The organism is Chelatococcus sp. KU-N122, from assembly GCF_055391085.1.
In genome coordinates, this window is the sequence record NZ_AP043981.1 from 7,566,128 (window position 1) to 7,583,987 (window position 17,860).

Annotated in this window: 16 protein-coding genes; 8 read left to right on the forward strand and 8 right to left on the reverse strand. The window is 69.9% G+C overall.

All coding sequences use genetic code 11. The features are described from left to right. Positions 1–13: 13 nt before the first annotated feature. Both ACZ5PO_RS34175 and ACZ5PO_RS34180 read right to left on the reverse strand, forming a co-directional pair. The gene (locus tag ACZ5PO_RS34175) at positions 14–2,233 is read right to left on the reverse strand and encodes a xanthine dehydrogenase family protein molybdopterin-binding subunit (RefSeq protein WP_464187154.1); all 2,220 of its coding nucleotides are present in this window, start codon (positions 2,231–2,233) and stop codon (positions 14–16) included. A gap of 2 nt (positions 2,234–2,235) precedes the next feature. Further along, positions 2,236–2,712, reverse strand: coding sequence for a (2Fe-2S)-binding protein (locus ACZ5PO_RS34180; RefSeq protein ID WP_464187156.1), 477 nt, complete (start codon positions 2,710–2,712; stop codon positions 2,236–2,238). Positions 2,713–2,951: 239 nt separating this feature from the next. Between ACZ5PO_RS34180 and ACZ5PO_RS34185 the strand changes: the two genes are divergently transcribed. Together ACZ5PO_RS34185 and ACZ5PO_RS34190 are read left to right on the forward strand one after the other, a co-directional pair. Further along, the gene (locus ACZ5PO_RS34185; RefSeq protein WP_464187157.1) at positions 2,952–3,248 is read left to right on the forward strand and encodes an antitoxin; all 297 of its coding nucleotides are present in this window, start codon (positions 2,952–2,954) and stop codon (positions 3,246–3,248) included. Next, a complete protein-coding gene (locus ACZ5PO_RS34190; protein WP_464187158.1) occupies positions 3,245–3,664 on the forward strand; it encodes a PIN domain-containing protein in 420 nt (139 codons plus the stop codon). Before ACZ5PO_RS34185 ends, ACZ5PO_RS34190 begins: the two co-directional genes overlap by 4 nt. Positions 3,665–3,689: 25 nt before the next feature. On the opposite strand, the gene ACZ5PO_RS34195 is transcribed toward ACZ5PO_RS34190, so the two are convergent. After that, the gene (locus tag ACZ5PO_RS34195) at positions 3,690–5,132 is read right to left on the reverse strand and encodes an amidase (protein ID WP_464187160.1); all 1,443 of its coding nucleotides are present in this window, start codon (positions 5,130–5,132) and stop codon (positions 3,690–3,692) included. An 80-nt stretch (positions 5,133–5,212) separates the two neighbouring features. Here ACZ5PO_RS34195 and ACZ5PO_RS34200 point away from each other — a divergent pair, with 80 nt between their 5' ends. After that, positions 5,213–5,806 (forward strand): TetR/AcrR family transcriptional regulator, encoded by a 594-nt coding sequence (locus ACZ5PO_RS34200; protein ID WP_464187161.1) that lies wholly within the window; start codon positions 5,213–5,215, stop codon positions 5,804–5,806. 237 nt (positions 5,807–6,043) lie between these two features. On the opposite strand, the gene ACZ5PO_RS34205 is transcribed toward ACZ5PO_RS34200, so the two are convergent. Then, positions 6,044–7,174 (reverse strand): zinc-binding dehydrogenase, encoded by a 1,131-nt coding sequence (locus ACZ5PO_RS34205; RefSeq protein WP_464187162.1) that lies wholly within the window; start codon positions 7,172–7,174, stop codon positions 6,044–6,046. A 158-nt stretch (positions 7,175–7,332) separates the two neighbouring features. Between ACZ5PO_RS34205 and ACZ5PO_RS34210 the strand changes: the two genes are divergently transcribed. Continuing rightward, positions 7,333–8,790, forward strand: a complete 1,458-nt coding sequence (locus tag ACZ5PO_RS34210) for an amidase (RefSeq protein WP_464187164.1) — start codon at positions 7,333–7,335, stop codon at positions 8,788–8,790. A gap of 7 nt (positions 8,791–8,797) precedes the next feature. Beyond that, complete coding sequence (locus ACZ5PO_RS34215; RefSeq protein WP_464187165.1) at positions 8,798–10,162, forward strand: aspartate aminotransferase family protein; 1,365 nt, start codon at positions 8,798–8,800, stop codon at positions 10,160–10,162. A 268-nt stretch (positions 10,163–10,430) separates the two neighbouring features. On the opposite strand, the gene ACZ5PO_RS34220 is transcribed toward ACZ5PO_RS34215, so the two are convergent. The 3 genes from ACZ5PO_RS34220 to ACZ5PO_RS34230 form a co-directional block, all read right to left on the reverse strand. Beyond that, positions 10,431–12,569, reverse strand: a complete 2,139-nt coding sequence (locus ACZ5PO_RS34220) for an FUSC family protein (protein ID WP_464187166.1) — start codon at positions 12,567–12,569, stop codon at positions 10,431–10,433. A 450-nt stretch (positions 12,570–13,019) separates the two neighbouring features. Then, positions 13,020–13,895: an alpha/beta fold hydrolase gene (locus tag ACZ5PO_RS34225; RefSeq protein ID WP_464187168.1), complete on the reverse strand. Its 876-nt coding sequence runs from the start codon at positions 13,893–13,895 to the stop codon at positions 13,020–13,022. Positions 13,896–14,156: 261 nt separating this feature from the next. Continuing rightward, positions 14,157–14,543 carry a hypothetical protein gene (locus tag ACZ5PO_RS34230; protein WP_464187169.1) on the reverse strand — a complete coding sequence of 129 codons (387 nt, stop codon included), beginning with the start codon at positions 14,541–14,543 and terminating at the stop codon, positions 14,157–14,159. Positions 14,544–14,687: 144 nt separating this feature from the next. Between ACZ5PO_RS34230 and ACZ5PO_RS34235 the strand changes: the two genes are divergently transcribed. Beyond that, entirely contained in the window at positions 14,688–15,083 is a 396-nt protein-coding gene (locus ACZ5PO_RS34235; protein ID WP_464187171.1) for a YciI family protein, read from the forward strand. Between the two features lie 58 nt (positions 15,084–15,141). On the opposite strand, the gene ACZ5PO_RS34240 is transcribed toward ACZ5PO_RS34235, so the two are convergent. Continuing rightward, positions 15,142–15,642, reverse strand: coding sequence for a hypothetical protein (locus ACZ5PO_RS34240; RefSeq protein ID WP_464187172.1), 501 nt, complete (start codon positions 15,640–15,642; stop codon positions 15,142–15,144). A gap of 323 nt (positions 15,643–15,965) precedes the next feature. On the opposite strand from ACZ5PO_RS34240, the gene ACZ5PO_RS34245 reads away from it, so the two are divergent. Together ACZ5PO_RS34245 and ACZ5PO_RS34250 are read left to right on the forward strand one after the other, a co-directional pair. Next, positions 15,966–16,919: an ABC transporter permease gene (locus ACZ5PO_RS34245; RefSeq protein WP_464187173.1), complete on the forward strand. Its 954-nt coding sequence runs from the start codon at positions 15,966–15,968 to the stop codon at positions 16,917–16,919. Next, positions 16,916–17,812: an ABC transporter permease gene (locus tag ACZ5PO_RS34250; protein WP_464187175.1), complete on the forward strand. Its 897-nt coding sequence runs from the start codon at positions 16,916–16,918 to the stop codon at positions 17,810–17,812. The genes ACZ5PO_RS34245 and ACZ5PO_RS34250 overlap by 4 nt, the downstream gene beginning before the upstream one ends. Positions 17,813–17,860: the final 48 nt, after the last annotated feature.

Genomic DNA, 17,860 nt, shown 5'->3' on the forward strand with positions numbered 1-17,860 from the left:
CCGGATCACACGCTCACGTCGCCGCCAGTTGCCGGGCGTCGACCGGAAGCTTGCGCAGGCGCTTGCCCGTCGCCGCATAGATGGCGTTGACCAGAGCCGGCGCGATCGCCGACGTGCCGGGCTCGCCGATGCCGCCCGGCTCCTCCAGGTTCTGCACGATGTGGACCTCGATAGCCGGCATCTCGTTGATGCGCACGGCCTGGTAGTTGTCGAAATTGCTCTGCTCGACCCGCCCGTTCTTCAGCGTGATCTCGCCGTAGAGCGCGGCGCTCAAGCCGTAGACGATGCCCCCCTCCATCTGGGCCCGCACCGTGTCGGGGTTGATGTTGACCCCGCAATCGACCGCGCAGACGATGCGAGACACCCGCACCTCCCCCTTGGCCGAGACCTCGACCTCGGCCACCTGGGCCACATAGGTGCCGAAGCCGAAAAGCAGCGCGATGCCGCGCCCCCTGCCCTTCGGCAGCGGCGTGCCCCAGCCGGCTTTCTCGGCGGCAAGATCCAGCACCGCCCGTGCCCTCGGCTGCTTGCCGAGCAGCGCGCGCCGGTAGTCGACGGGTTCCCGGCCGGCGGCCTGCGCGAGCTCGTCGACGAAGCATTCGACCATGAAGGCGTTGTGGGTGACGCCGACGCCGCGCCACCACCCGGTGGACAGGCCCGACGGCGGCTCCCGGCGGACGTAATCGACCAGCAGGTTGTCGAAATCGTAAGGGCCGGCGGCCCCGTCCACCGCGTCCGCGTCCAGCCCGTCCTTGAAGAATGCCGGAACCCAGCGCGCGATGATGGAGGAACCAGCGATGCGGTGGTGCCATGCCGTCGGCCGCCCGGCGGCATCGAGGCCCGCCTTCAGGCGGTCGACATAATATGGTCTGTAGATGTCGTGCTGGATGTCCTCTTCCCGGCTCCACACGACCTTGACGGGCGCGTCTACCTGCTTGGCGATCTGCACCGCCTGGGTGACGAAGTCGATCTCGAGCCGCCGGCCGAAGCCACCGCCGAGCAGGTGGTTGTGCACGGCGATGCGTTCGGGCGGCAGGCCCGTCACCTCCGCGGCTGTGGCTTGGGCGCGCGAGATCACCTGGGTGCCGACCCAGATGTCGCACGCGTCCTTGCGTACGTGCACCGTGCAGTTCATCGGCTCCATCGTCGTGTGCGCCAGGAACGGCATCTCGTACACGGCCTCGATGGTCTTCGTCGCGACCGCCATCGCCGCGTCCAGGTCGCCCTTACGCTCGGCCACCACGCCGCTGTCCGTGGTGGCTGCCTGCAACGTCGCGACAATGTCGGCGGTGCCGACCTTGGCGTTGGCGCCCTCGTCCCAGACGATGGAAAGGGCGGCGAGCCCCTTGCGGGCGGCCCCCATGTGATCGGCGACAACAGCGACCGCGTCGTCGAGACGCACGATCTGGCGCACGCCCTTGACGGCCTTCGCCGCGCTCTCATCGACCGAGCGCAGCTTGCCTCCGATGACGGGCGAGGCCGCCACCGTCGCGATCAGCATGCCCGGCAAGCGCACATCGATACCGAACTGAGCACGGCCGTTCGTCTTGTCCTCCACGTCGAGGCGCTTGGCCGGCGTGCCGATGAGCTTGAAGGCCTTGGGGTCCTTCAGCTTCACCTCGGTCGGGACCGGCACGGCGGCAGCCGCCGCGGCGAGCTCGCCATAGCGCGCACGGCGGCCGCTCGCGTCATGCACGACCGTGCCCTTCTCGGCCCGGCAGCTCGCGGCATCCACCCCCCAGGTCTTGGCCGCCCCGGCGATCAGCATCTCGCGCGCGGTGGCGCCGGCGACGCGCAACGGGTTGTAGAAGCCGCGCACCGACGTCGACCCGCCGGTGACCTGGAAGCCGATCAGCGGGTTGCCGTAGAGCTTGTCGTCCGGCGGCGCAGCGGCGAGCTTCACCTGGCTCAGCTCGACCTCGAGCTCCTCGGCGATCAGCATCGGCATCGAGGTATAGGTGCCCTGCCCCATCTCCACCTGCGGCATGGTCAGCGTGACCTCGCCGGTGGGGTCGATGCGGACGAAGCCGCCGGGCATGAACGGCGGGACCGCCGCCGCAGCCGGTGCCGGCGCGGGATGCGCCGCTGGACCTGGATCGGTATGCATGACCTTGGCGATCGACGGAATGCCGAAGACCACGAACAGCGCGCCTCCGGCGCCCACGCCGGCCCTGATGATGTCGCGCCGGGTCGGGACCTGCTCGGCGGGCTTGTTGTCTGCCGTCTCGGCCATGATCAGCCTCCCGTCCGGCCAGTGCCGCCGGCCGCCGCGCGCTTGATGCCTTCGCGGATACGCACGTAGGTGCCGCAGCGGCAGAGGTTGCCGGACATGGCACCATCGATGTCGGCATCGCTCGGATGGGGGGTGGACGCCAGCAGGGCGGTTGCCGACATGATCTGGCCGGACTGGCAGTAGCCGCATTGCGGCACCTCCAGTTCGACCCAAGCCTGCTGGATCCGTTGGCCGGCCGGCGTGCGGCCGATGGCTTCGATCGTCGTGACCTCGCCGGTGCCGACGCTGTCGACGGTGGTGATGCAGGAGCGGATCGGCTGGCCATCGAGATGTACGGTGCAGGCGCCGCACAGCGCCATGCCGCAGCCGAACTTGGTGCCAGTCATGCCGAGCACATCGCGCAACACCCACAGCAACGGGGTGTCGTCGTCGACATCGACCGTCTGGCTACGGCCGTTGATCTTGAGGGTATAGGCCATCGTGTTCTCCGGCTGGCCGCAGCCGACCGTCATTCATCGGGCCGGCTGGTCCGCTGCTTCGAATGCATCCAATTATAGGTTAGCGGAATCGCAGCAGCGCACTAACACCTGTGTATGACTGGCGGAACTCTCGCTTCGACCAGCTCCCCATGCCGGCGGCCGCGCGCCGGCTGCGCTGTCGACGGCGGCCACGCCATGTGATATCTATCCACGATAGATATCATTGTCCGGTCGTCTTGATGAGCAGCCGAGCCGCCAAACCATCGCCACAGGCCCCGTCCGACAAGCCCACGACCGCCAAGCTGTTCTTGCACGGCCGCAGCCAAGCCGTGCGGTTGCCCAAGGAGTTCCGCTTCGAAGGCACCGAGGTGCGTGTCAGCCGCGTGGGGGACAAGGTGATCCTGGAGCCCCTGCGGAAGCCGCCATTCGACGTCGCGGCGTGGTGGGCCAAGCTGGAGAGCTACGGCGACATCGATTTTCCCGAGCAGAATGACGATCCGCCGCTGGAACCAGATGACACGATCAGCTTCGATTGAGCAGCTTCGTGTTCTGCCTCGACACCAATATCGTCATCGGCGTCATGACTGCACGCCGTCTCCATCTCGTCGAGCGGCTGAAGGCTGAGTTGCTCCGCGGGACGAAACTCGCCATTCCCGCCGCGGTGCTGTTCGAGTTGCGGTATGGCGCCGCAAAGAGCGCCCATCCGGAACGGAACCAGGCGCGTCTCGATGACTTTCTCGCAGCAACGCCTGATGTCCTGACCTTCGACATGGACGATGCCGCCGAGGCGGGCGATATCCGCGCAGCCCTGGAAGCCAAGGGAACCCCGATCGGCCCCTATGACGTGCTGATCGCCGCCCAGGCGCGGCGCCGCGGCGCCGCGCTGGTGACGCTGAACCGCCGCGAGTTCGAACGGGTGCCGGGTCTTATGGTCACCGACTGGGGCGCGTAACGGCTGCTCGGCGAGGCGCGTAGCGTCAGTTGCCGGCCCAGACCGCCGGGCGCCGATCCTGCCAGGGCTGCGCCCGCTCCAGTTGACCGGCGAGATTGAACAGCATCGCCTCTCGGCCGAAGCCGGCAGCGAACATCGAGCCGATGGGAAGGCCGCTCGCCGGGTCCATGCCCAGCGGGACGGACATCGCTGGGATGCCGGCGACGTTGGCCAGCGCGGTGAACGGCGAAAAGCCGAACACCCGGTCGATCCAGCCCAGCGCGTCGAGCCGCTCCTGCCCATCATTGTAGGCGCCGATCACCGGCGGCAGGTCCGGCACCGTGGGCGTCAGCAGTACGTCGAACGACTGGAAGAACGCGCCCACGGCCCGAGTCACCGTGTTTCGCACGTCGAGGGCGCCGAGCAGGCCGAGGCCGCTGACGGTCCGGCCATACTGGTGGACGGCGAGGGTCGCGGGCTCGAGCACGTCAGGTCCCGGCTCGCGGCCCGTGGCGGCGGCGATCGCCTCGATCCAGGCGGCGGTATTCACGGTCCAGAACTGAGTGTTGGCGAAGGTGAAGGCCTCCCAACTCACGCCCATGTCGGGCCGGACCGGGATCACCTCATGTCCCAGGCCTTCGCACAGGCGCGCCGTCGCCCCCACGGCCTCCGCCACAGCCGGGGCGGTCCGCGCACCGTTCAGCGGATCGAGCATCAGGCCGATCTTCAGGCGCCGGGGGTCGTGCTCCGCCTCGACCAGGAAGCTGCGGGCCGGCGCGGCAATCTCGTAAGGCTCGCCGATACCACCGCCGTGCACGGCATCGAGCAGGGCTGCGCTGTCGCGGACCGAGCGGCTGACGCCGAGCTGGACGACGAGCCCGCTCCAGATCTCGTCGATGGCCGGGCCATTGGACACGCGCCCCCGCGTCGGCTTGAGGCCGAACAGCCCGTTGACGGAGGCCGGCACGCGAATGCTGCCGCCGCCGTCGGTCGCGTGCGCCACAGGCACCATGCCGGCGGCGACCGCGGCCGCCGCGCCGCCGCTCGACCCGCCGGCGCTGCGCCCGGGATCCCACGGGTTGCGCGTGGGGCCAACGGCGATGCTCTCGGTGGTCGTGCTGAGGCCGAACTCGGGCGTCGTCGTGCGGCCGATCGTCAGCAAGCCGGCGCCGCGAATGCGCTGCATCAGCGTCGAATCGGCCGCCGCCCGCACCCCGGTGGCCAGCCGGCTGCCCAACTCGCTCAACCGGCCGGCGCGGCTGACACCGAGATCCTTGATCAGGAACGGCACGCCCGCCAGCACCGAGCCATGTTCGGGCGAGATTGCCGGCTCATCCGGCCACAACTCGACGACGGCGTGGACCTGCGGATCGGCGTATTGGACGGCCCGCCGGGCCGCATCGGCCACTTCGGCTGCGGAGACCTGGCCAGAGGCGATCAGCTCGGCAAGGCCGATCGCGTCGTAGGCGGCATATTCGCTCAGTTGCATTGCGGCGTCCTTCCCGTAACGCTATACGATACCCATCAGTATCAATGATACCTTACGGTATCATTGTCAACGGGACCAACGTGAAGACCATCGAGAGAAAGCCATCGCTGCGTGAGCGCATCGTCGAAGCCGCCTACGGCCTGTTCGATGCGCAAGGCATCCAGCACGTCACGGTGGAGGCGATCGCCGCATCCGCCCAGACGACGAAGATGGGCGTCTATCGCCACTTCCCGTCCAAGGACGTGCTGATCGAGGCCTGGCTCGACCAGACCATCGCGCGCTACCGGAGCATGCTCGACGTCATCGAGCAGCGTTACGCCGGCAAGCCGCGGGCGCAGCTTTGGGCCTTTGCCGACGCGGTCGCGGCCGACTTGCCGGAGATCTCACACCGCGGCTGCCCCTACGTGAACACCATCGCCGAGATCGCCGATCGGGAGCATCCGTGGCGGCAGCGGATCGAAGCGCACAAGACCGGGCAGGCGCAACGGCTCGAAGCCATGTGCCGGGCCGCCGGCCTCGCGGACCCGGCGGGCGCCGCAGCGCATATCACCTTCGTGCTCGAGGGCGCGCAGATCTCGGCGCAGAACGGCAGCATCGCAGCGATCGACCGCCACATCGCCGCGATCATGACAACCATCATCGGCCAAAGGCCGCACCACATGGCCGCGGAATGAGGCTGGCGGGAGCCTGCGGCCGAACGCATCCCCCGGGGCGTCGCCGGCAAGCGAAGGCCTGGGAGACAGCGCAAGCTCGACGGCGTGGAAACGCTCCGCAGCGTCATGGCCGGGCTTGACCCGGCCATCCCTCTGCTAAGAAACGCTACCTATACGCAGCTCGCCCGGCCAGATTACAGCGTATAGATCGATAGCCGGGTCGAGCCCGGCCATGACATCTGAAGCATGTATACCTTATCATCCCTTGCTTGGATTGATCAGGTACTTCTCTCCCGTCGCCCGCTTGGCGTAGGCGGCGATGACCTCGGGCTTCAAGGCCTCGGCGAGGGAGATCTCGGCCGTGTAGTGGCTGGCGAAGGTGGTGTGGAGCTCGGCCACCACCCGGTCGCGGAGCCGCTTGTTGCCCTCCGGCCCGATCTTCATCAGGAAGTAGGTGAGCAGCCAGCCGCCGACGCCCCAGGCCATGCCGATGTTGCGATCGATCTCGACCGGTCGCACGTCGAGAGCACCGTAGACATAGACCTGCTTGTGCGTGGCCGAGCCATAGCGGCTGTAAGCGCCAGCCTTGCGGTTCAGCGCCTCCTCCATGGCGACGAGGATCTGGCCGGCCAGCTTGCCGCCGCCGATGGCGTCGAAGGCGATGGTGGCGCCGGTGGCGGCGATCGCATCGGTCAGCTCCGCCGTGAAGTCGGACGAGGTGGAATCGAGCACGTAGGTGGCGCCGAGGTCCTTCAGGATCTTCGCCTGCTCGGCGTTCCGCACGATGTTGACCAGGCCGATGCCGTCCTTGAGGCAGATCTTGACCAGCATCTGCCCGAGGTTGGAGGCGGCAGCGGTGTGGACCAGCGCCTTGTGGCCCTCCATGCGCATGGTCTCGGTCATGCCGAGCGAGGTCAGCGGGTTGACGAAGCACGAGGCGCCGGCCGCAGCCTTGGTGCCTTCCGGCAGCACGAGGCAGTCGGCGGCCTTCAACAGGCGATACTGCGCGTACATGGCGCCGCCCAGCATGGCGACGGTGCGGCCGACCAATGGCTCCGCCCCGGCACCCGCGGCGACCACGACGCCGGCCCCCTCGTTGCCCACCGGCATCGACTGGTCGAGCCGGGCCGCAAGCCCGCCCAGGCGCTGGGCCGGCACCTTGGCCGTCACCACCGGATGCGTGGCCGTGCCGCCGCCGCGGATCGTGGCAACGTCCGCCGGGCCGAGCAGCAGCCCGAGGTCGGACGGGTTGATCGGCGAGGCCTCGACCCGCACCAGCACCTCGCCGGCGCCCGGCGTCGGCACGGGCACGTCGACGAGCGACAGCTCCAGCTCCCCGTCCCTGCTCACCCGCGAGCGCAGCTCGAGCCCCGTCCCGGTATTGGCCATGGCAAATCCTCCCCACTCGCGGCGACCTCGGCCGTCCGCTCCGTTGCACCGTGCAGCTACATAGTCACGGCCTCTGCCGAATCCATCCGCGGTGATGATGCTTTTGCGGGCACCCCGGTCCAGTGTATCCATGAGCGAGGTGCACGGTGGAGGCGAAGATGGACCTGTTGACCCAATCGGCCGGAGCCCAGCTCGCTGCCCTCGACGCCGGCACGACCTCCGCCGTCGAGCTCCTGGAGCTGACGCTGGCGCGGATCGCGGTGGTGAACCCGGCCCTCAATGCCGTCGTCGCCGTCGATGCCGACGCCGCGCGGTCGGCCGCACAGGCAAGCGATGTGCGCCGGCGGGCCGGTGAGGCCCGGCCGCTCGAGGGCCTGCCCATCACCATCAAGGACGCCTATTCGACGGCGGGGCTGGTCTCCACGGCTGGGGCACCGGCCTATCGGGACCGCATCCCCGAGACCGATGCCGCCGCCGTGGCGCGCCTGCGCGCCGCCGGTGCCGTGATCGTCGGCAAGACCAACGTCCCACTGTTCTCGGGCGACTTCCAGTCGTTCAACGCCGTCTACGGGGCCACCAACAACCCATGGGATCTGACGCGCACGCCCGGCGGCTCCTCTGGCGGCGCGGCGGCGGCGGTCGCCAGCGGCATGGCGTCGTTCGAGCTCGGCTCCGACATCGGCGGCTCCATCCGCTGGCCGGCGCACGCCTGCGGCCTCTATGGGCTCAAGACCACCTGGGGCCTGGTCTCGCTGCGCGGGCACGTGCCGCCGCCCCCCGGCGTCGATGCGGAGAACGACCTGGGTGTCGCTGGCCCCCTCGCCCGCTCCGCCGCCGACCTCGACCTGATCCTCGCCGTCATCGCGGGCCCGCCCGCGCTCGACGGCGTCAAGCCACGGCTCGCACAGCCCCGGGCCCGGGAGCCCAAGGGTCTGCGCCTGGCGCTCTGGCTCGACGAGCCGATGGCGCCGGTCTCGCGCGCCGTGGCCGATGCGGTGGGCGAAGCCGCCCGCCTGCTGGCCGGCGCAGGCGCCACCGTCGACCCGACGGGGCGGCCCGGCTTCGCTTTCGCCGAGGCCTTCGAGGTCTATTCGCTCATGAACCATGCCATCACCATCGCCGGACTGCCGGAGAAGGTGAGAGAGCGCCTTGCCGCCGACGCCGCCGCTTATGCGCCGGGAGACCTCGGCCACAAGGCGCTGCAATCGCGCGGCGCCCTGGTCGGCGCCGCCGAGTGGAAGGACCTGCGGGGGCGCCGCGACGCACTCAAGCGCGCCTGGAAGACGTTCTTCGAGACCTACGACGCGGTGCTGATGCCGCCCGCGCCGGTCCCCGCCATCCGCCATGACCACGGCCGCGACATCCATGGCCGCAGCCTCGACCTCGGCGACGGCACTACCCTGCCCTATTTCGATTTCCTGAAGTGGTCGTCGCTCGCCACCGTGGCGCAGCTGCCGGCCGCGGTGGCGCCGGTCCTGCGCTCGCACGACGGGCTGCCGGCCGGCGTGCAGATCGTCGCCGCCGAGGGCGCCGACCGCACCGCCATCGCCGTCGCCGGCATGCTCGAAACCCTGACCGGCGGCTTCGTGCCGCCGCCCATCCTCGCTCAGACCTGAGGCCGCCATGCTCAGCAACCTCGCCGTCCGCGACATCGAGACCCTCGTCCACCCGTACACCAACCTGGCCACGTTCCGGGACCAGGGGCCGCTCGTCATCGAGCGCGGCGAGGGCATCTATCTCTACGACACATCGGGCCGGCCCTACCTCGAGGGGCTGGCCGGGCTATGGTGCACCTCGCTCGGCTTCGCCAACGCCGAGCTGGTGGAGGCGGCGCGCGAGCAGATGGCCAAGCTGCCGTTCTCGCAGATCTTCGCCGGCCGCAGCCACGACCCGGCCATCGCGCTCGGCGAAAAGCTGAAGGAGATCGCCCCGGCGCCGATCTCCAAGGTGTTCTTCTGCTCGTCGGGCTCGGAGGCCAACGACACCCAGGTGAAACTCACCTGGTACATGAACAACGCGCTGGGCCGCCCGGCGAAGAAGAAGATCATCTCGCGCTTCAAGGCCTACCACGGCGTCACCATCGCCAGCGCCTCGCTCACCGGCCTGCCGGCCAACCACACCGACTTCGACCTGCCGATCGCCAACATCCTGCACACCGCCTGCCCGCACCACTACCGCTTCGCGGAAACCGGCGAGAGCGAGGAGGCGTTCGCCACGCGCCTCGCCGCGGAGCTGGAGGAGATGATCCTGCGCGAGGGGCCGGAGACGGTGGCGGCGTTCATCGCCGAGCCGGTGATGGGCGCCGGCGGCGTCATCGTGCCGCCCGAGACCTATTTCCCCAAGATCCAGGCGGTGCTGGAGCGGCACGACGTGATGATGATCGCCGACGAGGTGATCTGCGGCTTCGGCCGCCTCGGCACGATGTTCGGCTCCACCGCGCTCGACATCAAGCCCGAGAGCATCTCGGTGGCCAAGGCGCTGTCCTCCGCCTACCTCCCCATCGGCGCGGTGATGATCCCCGAGCGCATGTACCAGGCCATGCTGGACGAGAGCCGCAAGATCGGCACCTTCGGCCACGGCTTCACCTATTCCGGCCATCCGGTGGCGGCCGCCGTGGCGCTGAAGACGCTGGAAATCTACGAGCGCGACGACATCGTCGGCCACGCGGCGCGCGTCGCCGTGCCGTTCCAGCAGCGCCTGCGGGCGCTGGCTGACCACCCGTTGATCGGCGAAGCGCGCGGCATGGGCCTGATGGGCGCGGTGGAGATCGTCGCCGACAAGGCGAGCAAGGCCTCCCACCCCGTAACCAGGGGCGTCGGCGCCCGCTGCACGGCGCTGGCGCTGGAGGAAGGACTGATCGTCCGCAACCTCGGCGATTCCATCGCGCTGTGCCCGCCGCTGATCATCACCGAAGCGGAGGTCAACGACATGTTCGACCGCCTGACCCGGGCGCTCGACCGCACCCAGGAGTGGCTCGCGGCGGGGTGAGCGAGGCGCTCTGGCGGTGCCGATTTTCCGCAGCGGTCGAGGCGCGGCGGGTCCTGCCCGGGCACCGATGGGCGTGTCGAAGGAAGACATCGCCTCGATGCTGGTGCCGGAGATTGCGGGGACGATCCGGCGTCAGCGTCAGGCGCGCCGGTAAGGGGTTACTCGCCGGGGTGCATGCGCTCGCGATCGCGGCCCACATACAGCGCATAGGCCACGCCGACAGCCGCCACGGCGAGCGGCATCACGATCCAGGCAAAATCCTCGTAGCTCATCTCAGCCCCCTTAGGGCTGGCGACGTCAAATCGCCCACCGCGACCGACAGCATCTCCGTCTGGGCAATCATGCGATCGATCTCGCGCACCAGGAAATGCGCCGCCGGCGGACTGCCGCCATCGACGGCCGGCATGGCGGCGCGCAGGGCGCTGGACTCCGCCGGCGTCACCGCGCGGCCCTCGCCGATCTCGCCGAACGCCGCGGCCAGCGCCGTCCTGACCGGAGCCAGCGCAACGGGCGCCGGAGCCAGGGCCGCCTGACGCACGGCGTTGAGGTTCAGCATGAGCCGCTGCAGGGCGGCCGAGGCGCCCACAAGGCCCTGCATGCGCGCCGGATCGCCGCCGACCTCGCTCAGCGAGCGCAGCAGCGCCGCCTGCAGGTTGCTGAGGTCGAGCCCCGCCTGCTGGCGCGCCGCCTCGGCCGCACCCGCTCCCTGCCCCGTCTCCACCGACCGAAGTCCCGCCTCCACGTAGCCACCCATGGACCGAACGGCGGCACGCAGCATGGTCGCCAGCTCGTTGCGCTCGAACGACGGCCACAGCAGGTGGCCCCCGACGACCGCGAGCATGGCGCCGATCAGCGTGGCGACGATCCGCAACATGCCGACGTCCAGGGTGATGTCTGGGTCGAGCACGTGCTCGAACGGGATCAGCCCGGCCGACAGGAAGAACACCACCAGGCTGTAGTTGAACGGCAGCACGGCCATCATGCAGAAGAAGGCGATGGCCATGGCCGCGCCCAGGGCCCATTGGCCCGGGAGCAGCGGCATCAGCGCCATGCCGACGAGAATGCCGGCGACCGTCCCGACGATGCGCTGCACCGTGCGCGCCAGGGTCATGCCCGCATAGGGCTTCAGCACCACCGTCACCGTCAGCGGCACCCAATAGCCGAAGGGCGGCGGGAACACCCAGAACACCACCACCGCGGCCGCGGCGACGACGGCGAAACGCAGCGCGTGCCGGGCCACCACGGAGCGCGGGTCGAGGCAGGCCGCCAGCGGCTCGAGCAGCTGCGTCAGCGTGATCTTCGGCGCAGGGGCCGGCGCCGACGCGCCGGGCGGCGGCGCGTCGCCCGCCACCACCAGCACGGCGTGCGCCAGCTCGCCGGCGATGCGGCGGTCGACGGCGGCGACGCCGAAGCCGGTGGCGTTCGCCGGCGCCTCAGCCAGCCGGTAGAGCTCGTCGAGCCGGGGGCGCAGCCGAGCAGGCGCGCTGCGGCGGACCAGGGCCGCGGCGACGACCCGGCATGTCTCGGCGAAGAAGGCGAGACCCGGCCCGCCCGGCATCTCACGCTTGATGGCGACGAGCGCGAACAGGCGATCGGCGGTCTCGATCAGCACCAGGAGCCGCTGGTTGGCGCGGCTGGGGCCCTGCTGGTTGGCCCAGCCCTGGGCCGCGACGCGGCGCGCCTCGGCAATGGCGACGCGCACCGGCGTCTCCGGCGCGACCGGGCCGTGGCCGGACCAAGCGCTGCCCGCACCCTCGGCGGCGGCGATGCCGTCGAGGTAGTCCGCCAGCGCGCGGTAGGCGGTGGCGGTCTGCGTCTTCGTCCGGGCATGGGGCCCGCCCAGCCTGAACACGAAGGTGAGCAGCAACGTGAAGCCGCCGCCGAGCAGGTAGGCGGTGCCGAGCGACAGGGCCTGCGCGAGCGAATGATCGCGGCCGGGCAGGCCAAGCTCCACGTAGGCCCAGGCCACGGGCAACGCCACGACGGCGAAGGCGCTGCCGTAGACGCCCATCAGCCCGGTCAGCACGCCCCAGACGAGCATGCCGGCGACTGCGGTGAACAGATGACCACCGGCCAGCACGCCGGTGGCCAGCGCCAGCGCGCCGAGCACGGTGCCCACCACGAGCCGCAGCGGCTGGGCCCGGTCGCCGTCGTCGAGGGAGTCGCCGATGGCGACGAGGTAGGCGCCGATGCCGACCCACACCAGATACGGCACGTCCAGCAGCTTGGCCAACAGCAGCGGCAGCAGCAGGCCGACCATGGTGCGGGTGGCAAGCGGCCAGGCCAGCCGATGCCGATCAAAGACCAAGAGATCCGCCGCCATGGCCCGCAAGCGCGCGCGCCAGCCGAGATGCGACGGCGGCTCCGCGGCGGCGGTGGGCCGCTCCTGCGCCTCAGCGGGCGGCATGGATGGCGCGCCCGATGCGCACGGCGCCCGTCCGCGTCCCGTGTTCCGCCGAGCGCGTCGCCCGATCCTCCAGCGTCCGCAACGCCATTGCCACGCTCCCGTTCGCGTCCGCGCTGGTCCTACCACGGCCCGTCCTCCGCGGCCATGAAGAGGCGCCAGCGACGGCGCGCCACGCGCGTCCGGACCAAAGCATCCAGCACAACGCCAAGCGAACCTGGACAATATCGGCTGCGGCAACGGCCGGTAACGTCGCCGTTTCGCTCGCAACAACGACCATGAAAATAGTCAAAATCCGAAAATCTGGAGGTCGATTGTCACGTCATACGGTTTAGGTTTCAATGACGATCAGGAGATCGATTGCATCGCGTGCTTTGCCACGGCAAGAACAGATCGTTGAGCGGCGCCTCTATCCAGCCGGCTGCGCCGGACCGGCATCGACGCCCCAAGGCGTCAGGCGGCCGGCGTACCGCCCTCCGCGCCACGGCCGCCGCAGCCGGCTAGGCCAGCATGCGCCCCATCCGCCGCCATCCCGGCCGCCTCGTCGATCGCCGCCATCACCGCGGCGGTTGCGGTGTAATGGACCATGTGACCGGCCCCAGGCAGACGCCGCAGGCGGCTGCCTGGCACGTCGCGGTGCAGCCGCGCCGCGTGGCTCTCGACACCGACGAGCAGGTCCCCCTCCCCGGCGACGATGACCACGGGCCCGGCGAGGCGCGGGTAATGCCGCCGCGCCGCCGCAGCAGCCTGGAGCACGAGGAACGACTCGGCGGCCATGGCATGCAGTTGCGAGGGACGCAGCGCCAGCTCCTTCGGGAAGGCGGCGAACGTCGCCGGCACGGCGACCTCACCGAAGATCCGTCCCACGATCGAGCGCCAGAGCACGCGACAGAGCACGGGGACGACGCTGGCGCTGAGCACGTCGCCGACGATCGGCACGGCCGGAATCGATGCGCCCACGGCGTCGGGCCGGAACGTCGGATAGTAATAGCCGCAGGCCAGCACCAGGCCGCGCACCAGCCGGGGATGGGCCAGGGCCAAGCGGATGGCGACGCTCGCCCCCCAGGAATGGCCGAATACGATCGCCTGCGAGATGCCCAGCCGCTCGAGCGCGGCGGCGATGAGCTCGGCCTGGGCGGCAGCCGTCCAGACGCGGCCGCGCGGCCGCGTGCTATGGCCGAAGCCTGGGCGGTCGAAGGCCACCACGCGGAAGCGTGCCGCCGCCAGATCGAAGAGGCCGCTTGCAGTGAAATCCTCGATCATGGCGCCGTTGCCGTGCAGCAGCACCAGCGGCTGGCCGACGCCACGCTCGACGTAGTGGAGCTTCACGCCGGCCACGGTGATGAAGGCCCGGCCGGCGGATGCCGGCGCTCCGCCCGGCGCGCCAGCCAGGCGTGGACGACCGCCGACGCGGCGGCCACTGCAACGGCGGCGCCGACGATGCTTGCCGCGCGCCGGCCCGGCAGCCGAGTGGACAATGATGTGGCCTCCCTGGAGCATCTCAGCGATGGCGTATCATCCTCATCGGCCGGGGCTTGCGCTACCCCCTGCCCTTGTCGCGCAGGCGCGGCCCCCATCGGGAGCGTCCCATCAGACCGAGGCGTATCGCAGTGCGTCCATGGCGCGCGGCGGCTGCTCCATCACCAGCGTCCGCGGGCTTGCGGTCTGAGGCCGCGACAGCTCGGCCGAGATCTCGCCCCAGATCCAGCCGAAGGCGGCGATGGCGACGAGGTGAAGCACGAGCGCCAGCGGCACCGAGCGCCGCCAGACCGACAGCACCGTGGCCGGGAGGGTGAGGCAGGCCCAGATCATCGTCATCGGCACCAGCGCGACGAGCTCCATGCCGTCGCCCATAGGGTTGGCGCTCCTGCTGATCAGCAGGAGCGTGTAGACCCAGAACGCCGTCTCGATGACGCCGGCGGCCAGCGACAGAATGTGGATGCGTCTGGTGACCATGGCGACGACTCGGCTGGGCATCTGCGCCCTCATCGCCACAATGGGCGCAGCCGCTGCCCGGCGCCGTGCGTCGCGGCACCGGGCAGCACGCGCTGTCGGCATCCGGCGGGATCGGACGTCTTTAGGGTATTGCCCTTGATCCGGCACGACGAAGAGGTGAGATCGATGCTCTATGCCATCCTGGCCTATCATGCGGAAGAGGTGGTCGCGTCCTGGACCGCGGAGGAGGACGCCGCGGTGATGAGCGGCCTGCTCGAGGTCCACGACCGCCTCGACCAGGAGCAGGCGCTCGGACCGTCGGCGCGGCTCGGGCCGACCGGGAAGGCCTGCACGCTGCGAGGCCCCGGTGCTGGCGTGGTGATCGACGGCCCCTTCGCCGAGACCAAGGAGCAACTGCTCGGCTTTTACGTGGTCGATCGCCCCACGCGCGACGCGGCGGTCGAGGCGGCGCGAGAGCTGCGTCGCGCCAACCCCACCGCCGTCTACGAGATCCGCCCGATCCTGCTCTACCTGCCGGGCGCGCCGTTTCCGGATACCGAGGCGCCGGCGGCGGGCGGTTGATCACGACGTCCGGCGGGATGGCGGCCGGGCCGAGCCGACCGCCCACCACCGACGGAGATTACTTCGCGATGGTCTTGATCAGCCGGAACGACTTGCCGTCGAATTCGTAGAAGTGGCTGCCGTCGGCGCCCTGTTCGTTGCGCAGCCCGGTGAACACGATCAGGCGGCTGGTCCGCCTGAACTCGACGGCGTTGAACTTGTCGTCGATCGGGCCGGCATGGCAGCAGACCGAGAACGGGAAGGACGTCACGCGGCCGGTCTGCCGGTCGACGGCGGCGCCGCCGACGCAGCTCGTGCCGCAGCCCCAGATCGCGATGCTGTATGTCCCGGCGAAGTTCGGCGGCGCCGAGGCGGCGGCCTGGAGCCGGGTGCGGAAGGCCTTGGCATCCGGGCCCGACAGGTCGAGGCGAACCACTGCGGGGACCGGCCGCGCCGCCGCCGGATAGTCGCGAAACTGAGGAACCGCCGCGCCGCCTCCTGCGGCGCCAGCCTGGACCGTCGGCACAATGAGGGCGGCACAAGCGGCGGCCAATCGCTTCATGCCGCAAGCGTGGCTCACGGCGTCGCTCCGGGCAAGCGCCATGTGGAAGCGCTGGTTCGTGCTTGCCCGGCCGTGCTTCGCCCGCGGAGACGATTTCGTAAACTCGGTATGGCCGACTTACCGACCAGGAACGTTCGCACCCCCTTGCAACCAACAGGAGCGGTGTTAAGCTCTGCGTCGGAGTGACGCTGCTGCCGATCATCCTCGAAAATGGGGTACGGCAGCCACGAACGGCCAAAGGCCGTCGTGGGCACCCACGGGAGGACATGCATTGAGGCTTTGGGGCTGCGCCTACGGTCGCGCCGCGTCGTCGCTCGGCTCCGCGAGGGGCGAATAGCGGCATGCACGCCTACATCATACGCCGCCTGCTGGCGCTGATCCCGACGCTGCTGTTCGTCAGCATCATCGTCTTCGTCACGGTTCGCCTGATCCCCGGCGACGTGATCGACATGATGCTCAACCAGAATGACCTGACCGCGGACAAGCTGAGCCGCGAGCAACTGGTCCAGGCTCTCGGGCTCGACCGGCCGATGCCCGAGCAGTATCTGCGCTGGATCGGCGGCATCCTGCAGGGCGATTTCGGGCGTTCGCTGTGGCAGTCGACGCCGGTGCTGGACGAGCTCCTCCACCGCCTGCCGGTGACCTTCGAGCTGGGGCTGCTGGCGTTGATCGTCGGCCTCGTCATCGCCCTGCCGATCGGCATCTATTCCGCGGTCCGGCAGGACACGGCGGGCGACATCGCCGCGCGCTCGTTCTCCATCCTGCTGCTGTCGGTGCCGAGCTTCTGGCTGGCCACGATGGTCACCGTCTTCCCGTCGATCTGGTGGGGCTGGTCGCCGGAAGTGAACTTCGTGCGCTTCGGCGACGACCCGCTGCAGAACCTCAAGCAGATGATCGTGCCGGCGCTGGTGCTCGGCGCCGCCCTGTCGGCCGTGACGATGCGCATGACGCGCACGATGATGCTCGAAGTGCTGCGCCAGGACTACATCCGCACCGCATGGGCCAAGGGCCTGCCGGGCCGGCTCGTGGTCATGCGCCACGCCTTGCGCAACGCCCTCATCCCGGTGGTGACGCTGGTCGGCCTGCAGGCGCCGCTGCTGATCGGGGGCGCGGTCATCATCGAGCAGATCTTCGTCATCCCCGGCATGGGCCTGCTGCTGCTCGAGGCCGTGAGCCAGCGCGACTATCCCATCGTCACCGGCGTATTTCTGGTCGTCGGCCTCGCCGTGATGCTGATCAACCTGGCCGTGGACCTGAGCTACGGCCTGCTCGATCCGCGTGTGAGGCACCGATGAGCGCCATCTCCGACATCGCCGTCGACGCGCGCGCGCCGGCCCGCGCCCCCGTCATGGCGTTCCTGCGGCGCCTCGTGCGCGAGAAGCCGTTCGGCACCGCAGCGGGCCTGGTGTTCCTGCTGTTCCTGGTCTGCGGCGTCTTCGCCGATGTGCTGGCGCCCTACGGCTACAACCAGATCAGCCCGATCCAGCGGCTGAAGCCGCCCTCCTGGGCCCATCCCTTCGGCACCGACAATCTCGGCCGCGACCTCCTCTCCCGCTGCCTCTACGGCGCGCAGCTGTCGGTGATCATCGGCCTGTCGGCGGCAGCGCTCGCCACCGTCATCTCCGTCGTCATCGGCACGCTGTCCGGTTATCTGGGCGGTCGCTTCGACATGATCACCCAGCGCTTCGTGGATGCGTACATGTCGTTTCCCGAACTCGTCATCCTGATCACCGTGGTGTCGGTGGTCGGGCCGGGCACGCCGCAGATCATCGTCGTCCTGAGCCTGGTGCTGGGCATCGCCGGATCCCGCATCATCCGCGGCGCCGTGGTCTCGGTGCGCGAGCAGATGTACGTGCACGCCGCCCAGTCGATCGGCGCCTCGACGGCCCGCATCCTCTGGCGCCACGTCCTGCCGAACATCATGCCGCCGATCATCGTGCTGTTCACCACGCGTGTCGGCACCGTGATCCTCGCGGAATCGGGCCTGTCGTTCCTCGGTCTCGGCGTGCCGCCGCCGGCCCCCACCTGGGGCGGCCTGCTCTCCGGCAGCGGCCGGACCTACATGTTCCAGGGGCCATGGCTGGCCCTCGCTCCGGGCCTGTGCCTGACGAGCGTCGTCTTCGCCGCCAACATGTTCGGCGACGCGCTCAGGGACCTGCTCGACCCGCGCATGCGCGGGTCGCGCTAGCGGGGGGTTCACCTCTCCCCGCGAGCTGCGCAACGGGACCGCCGGCCC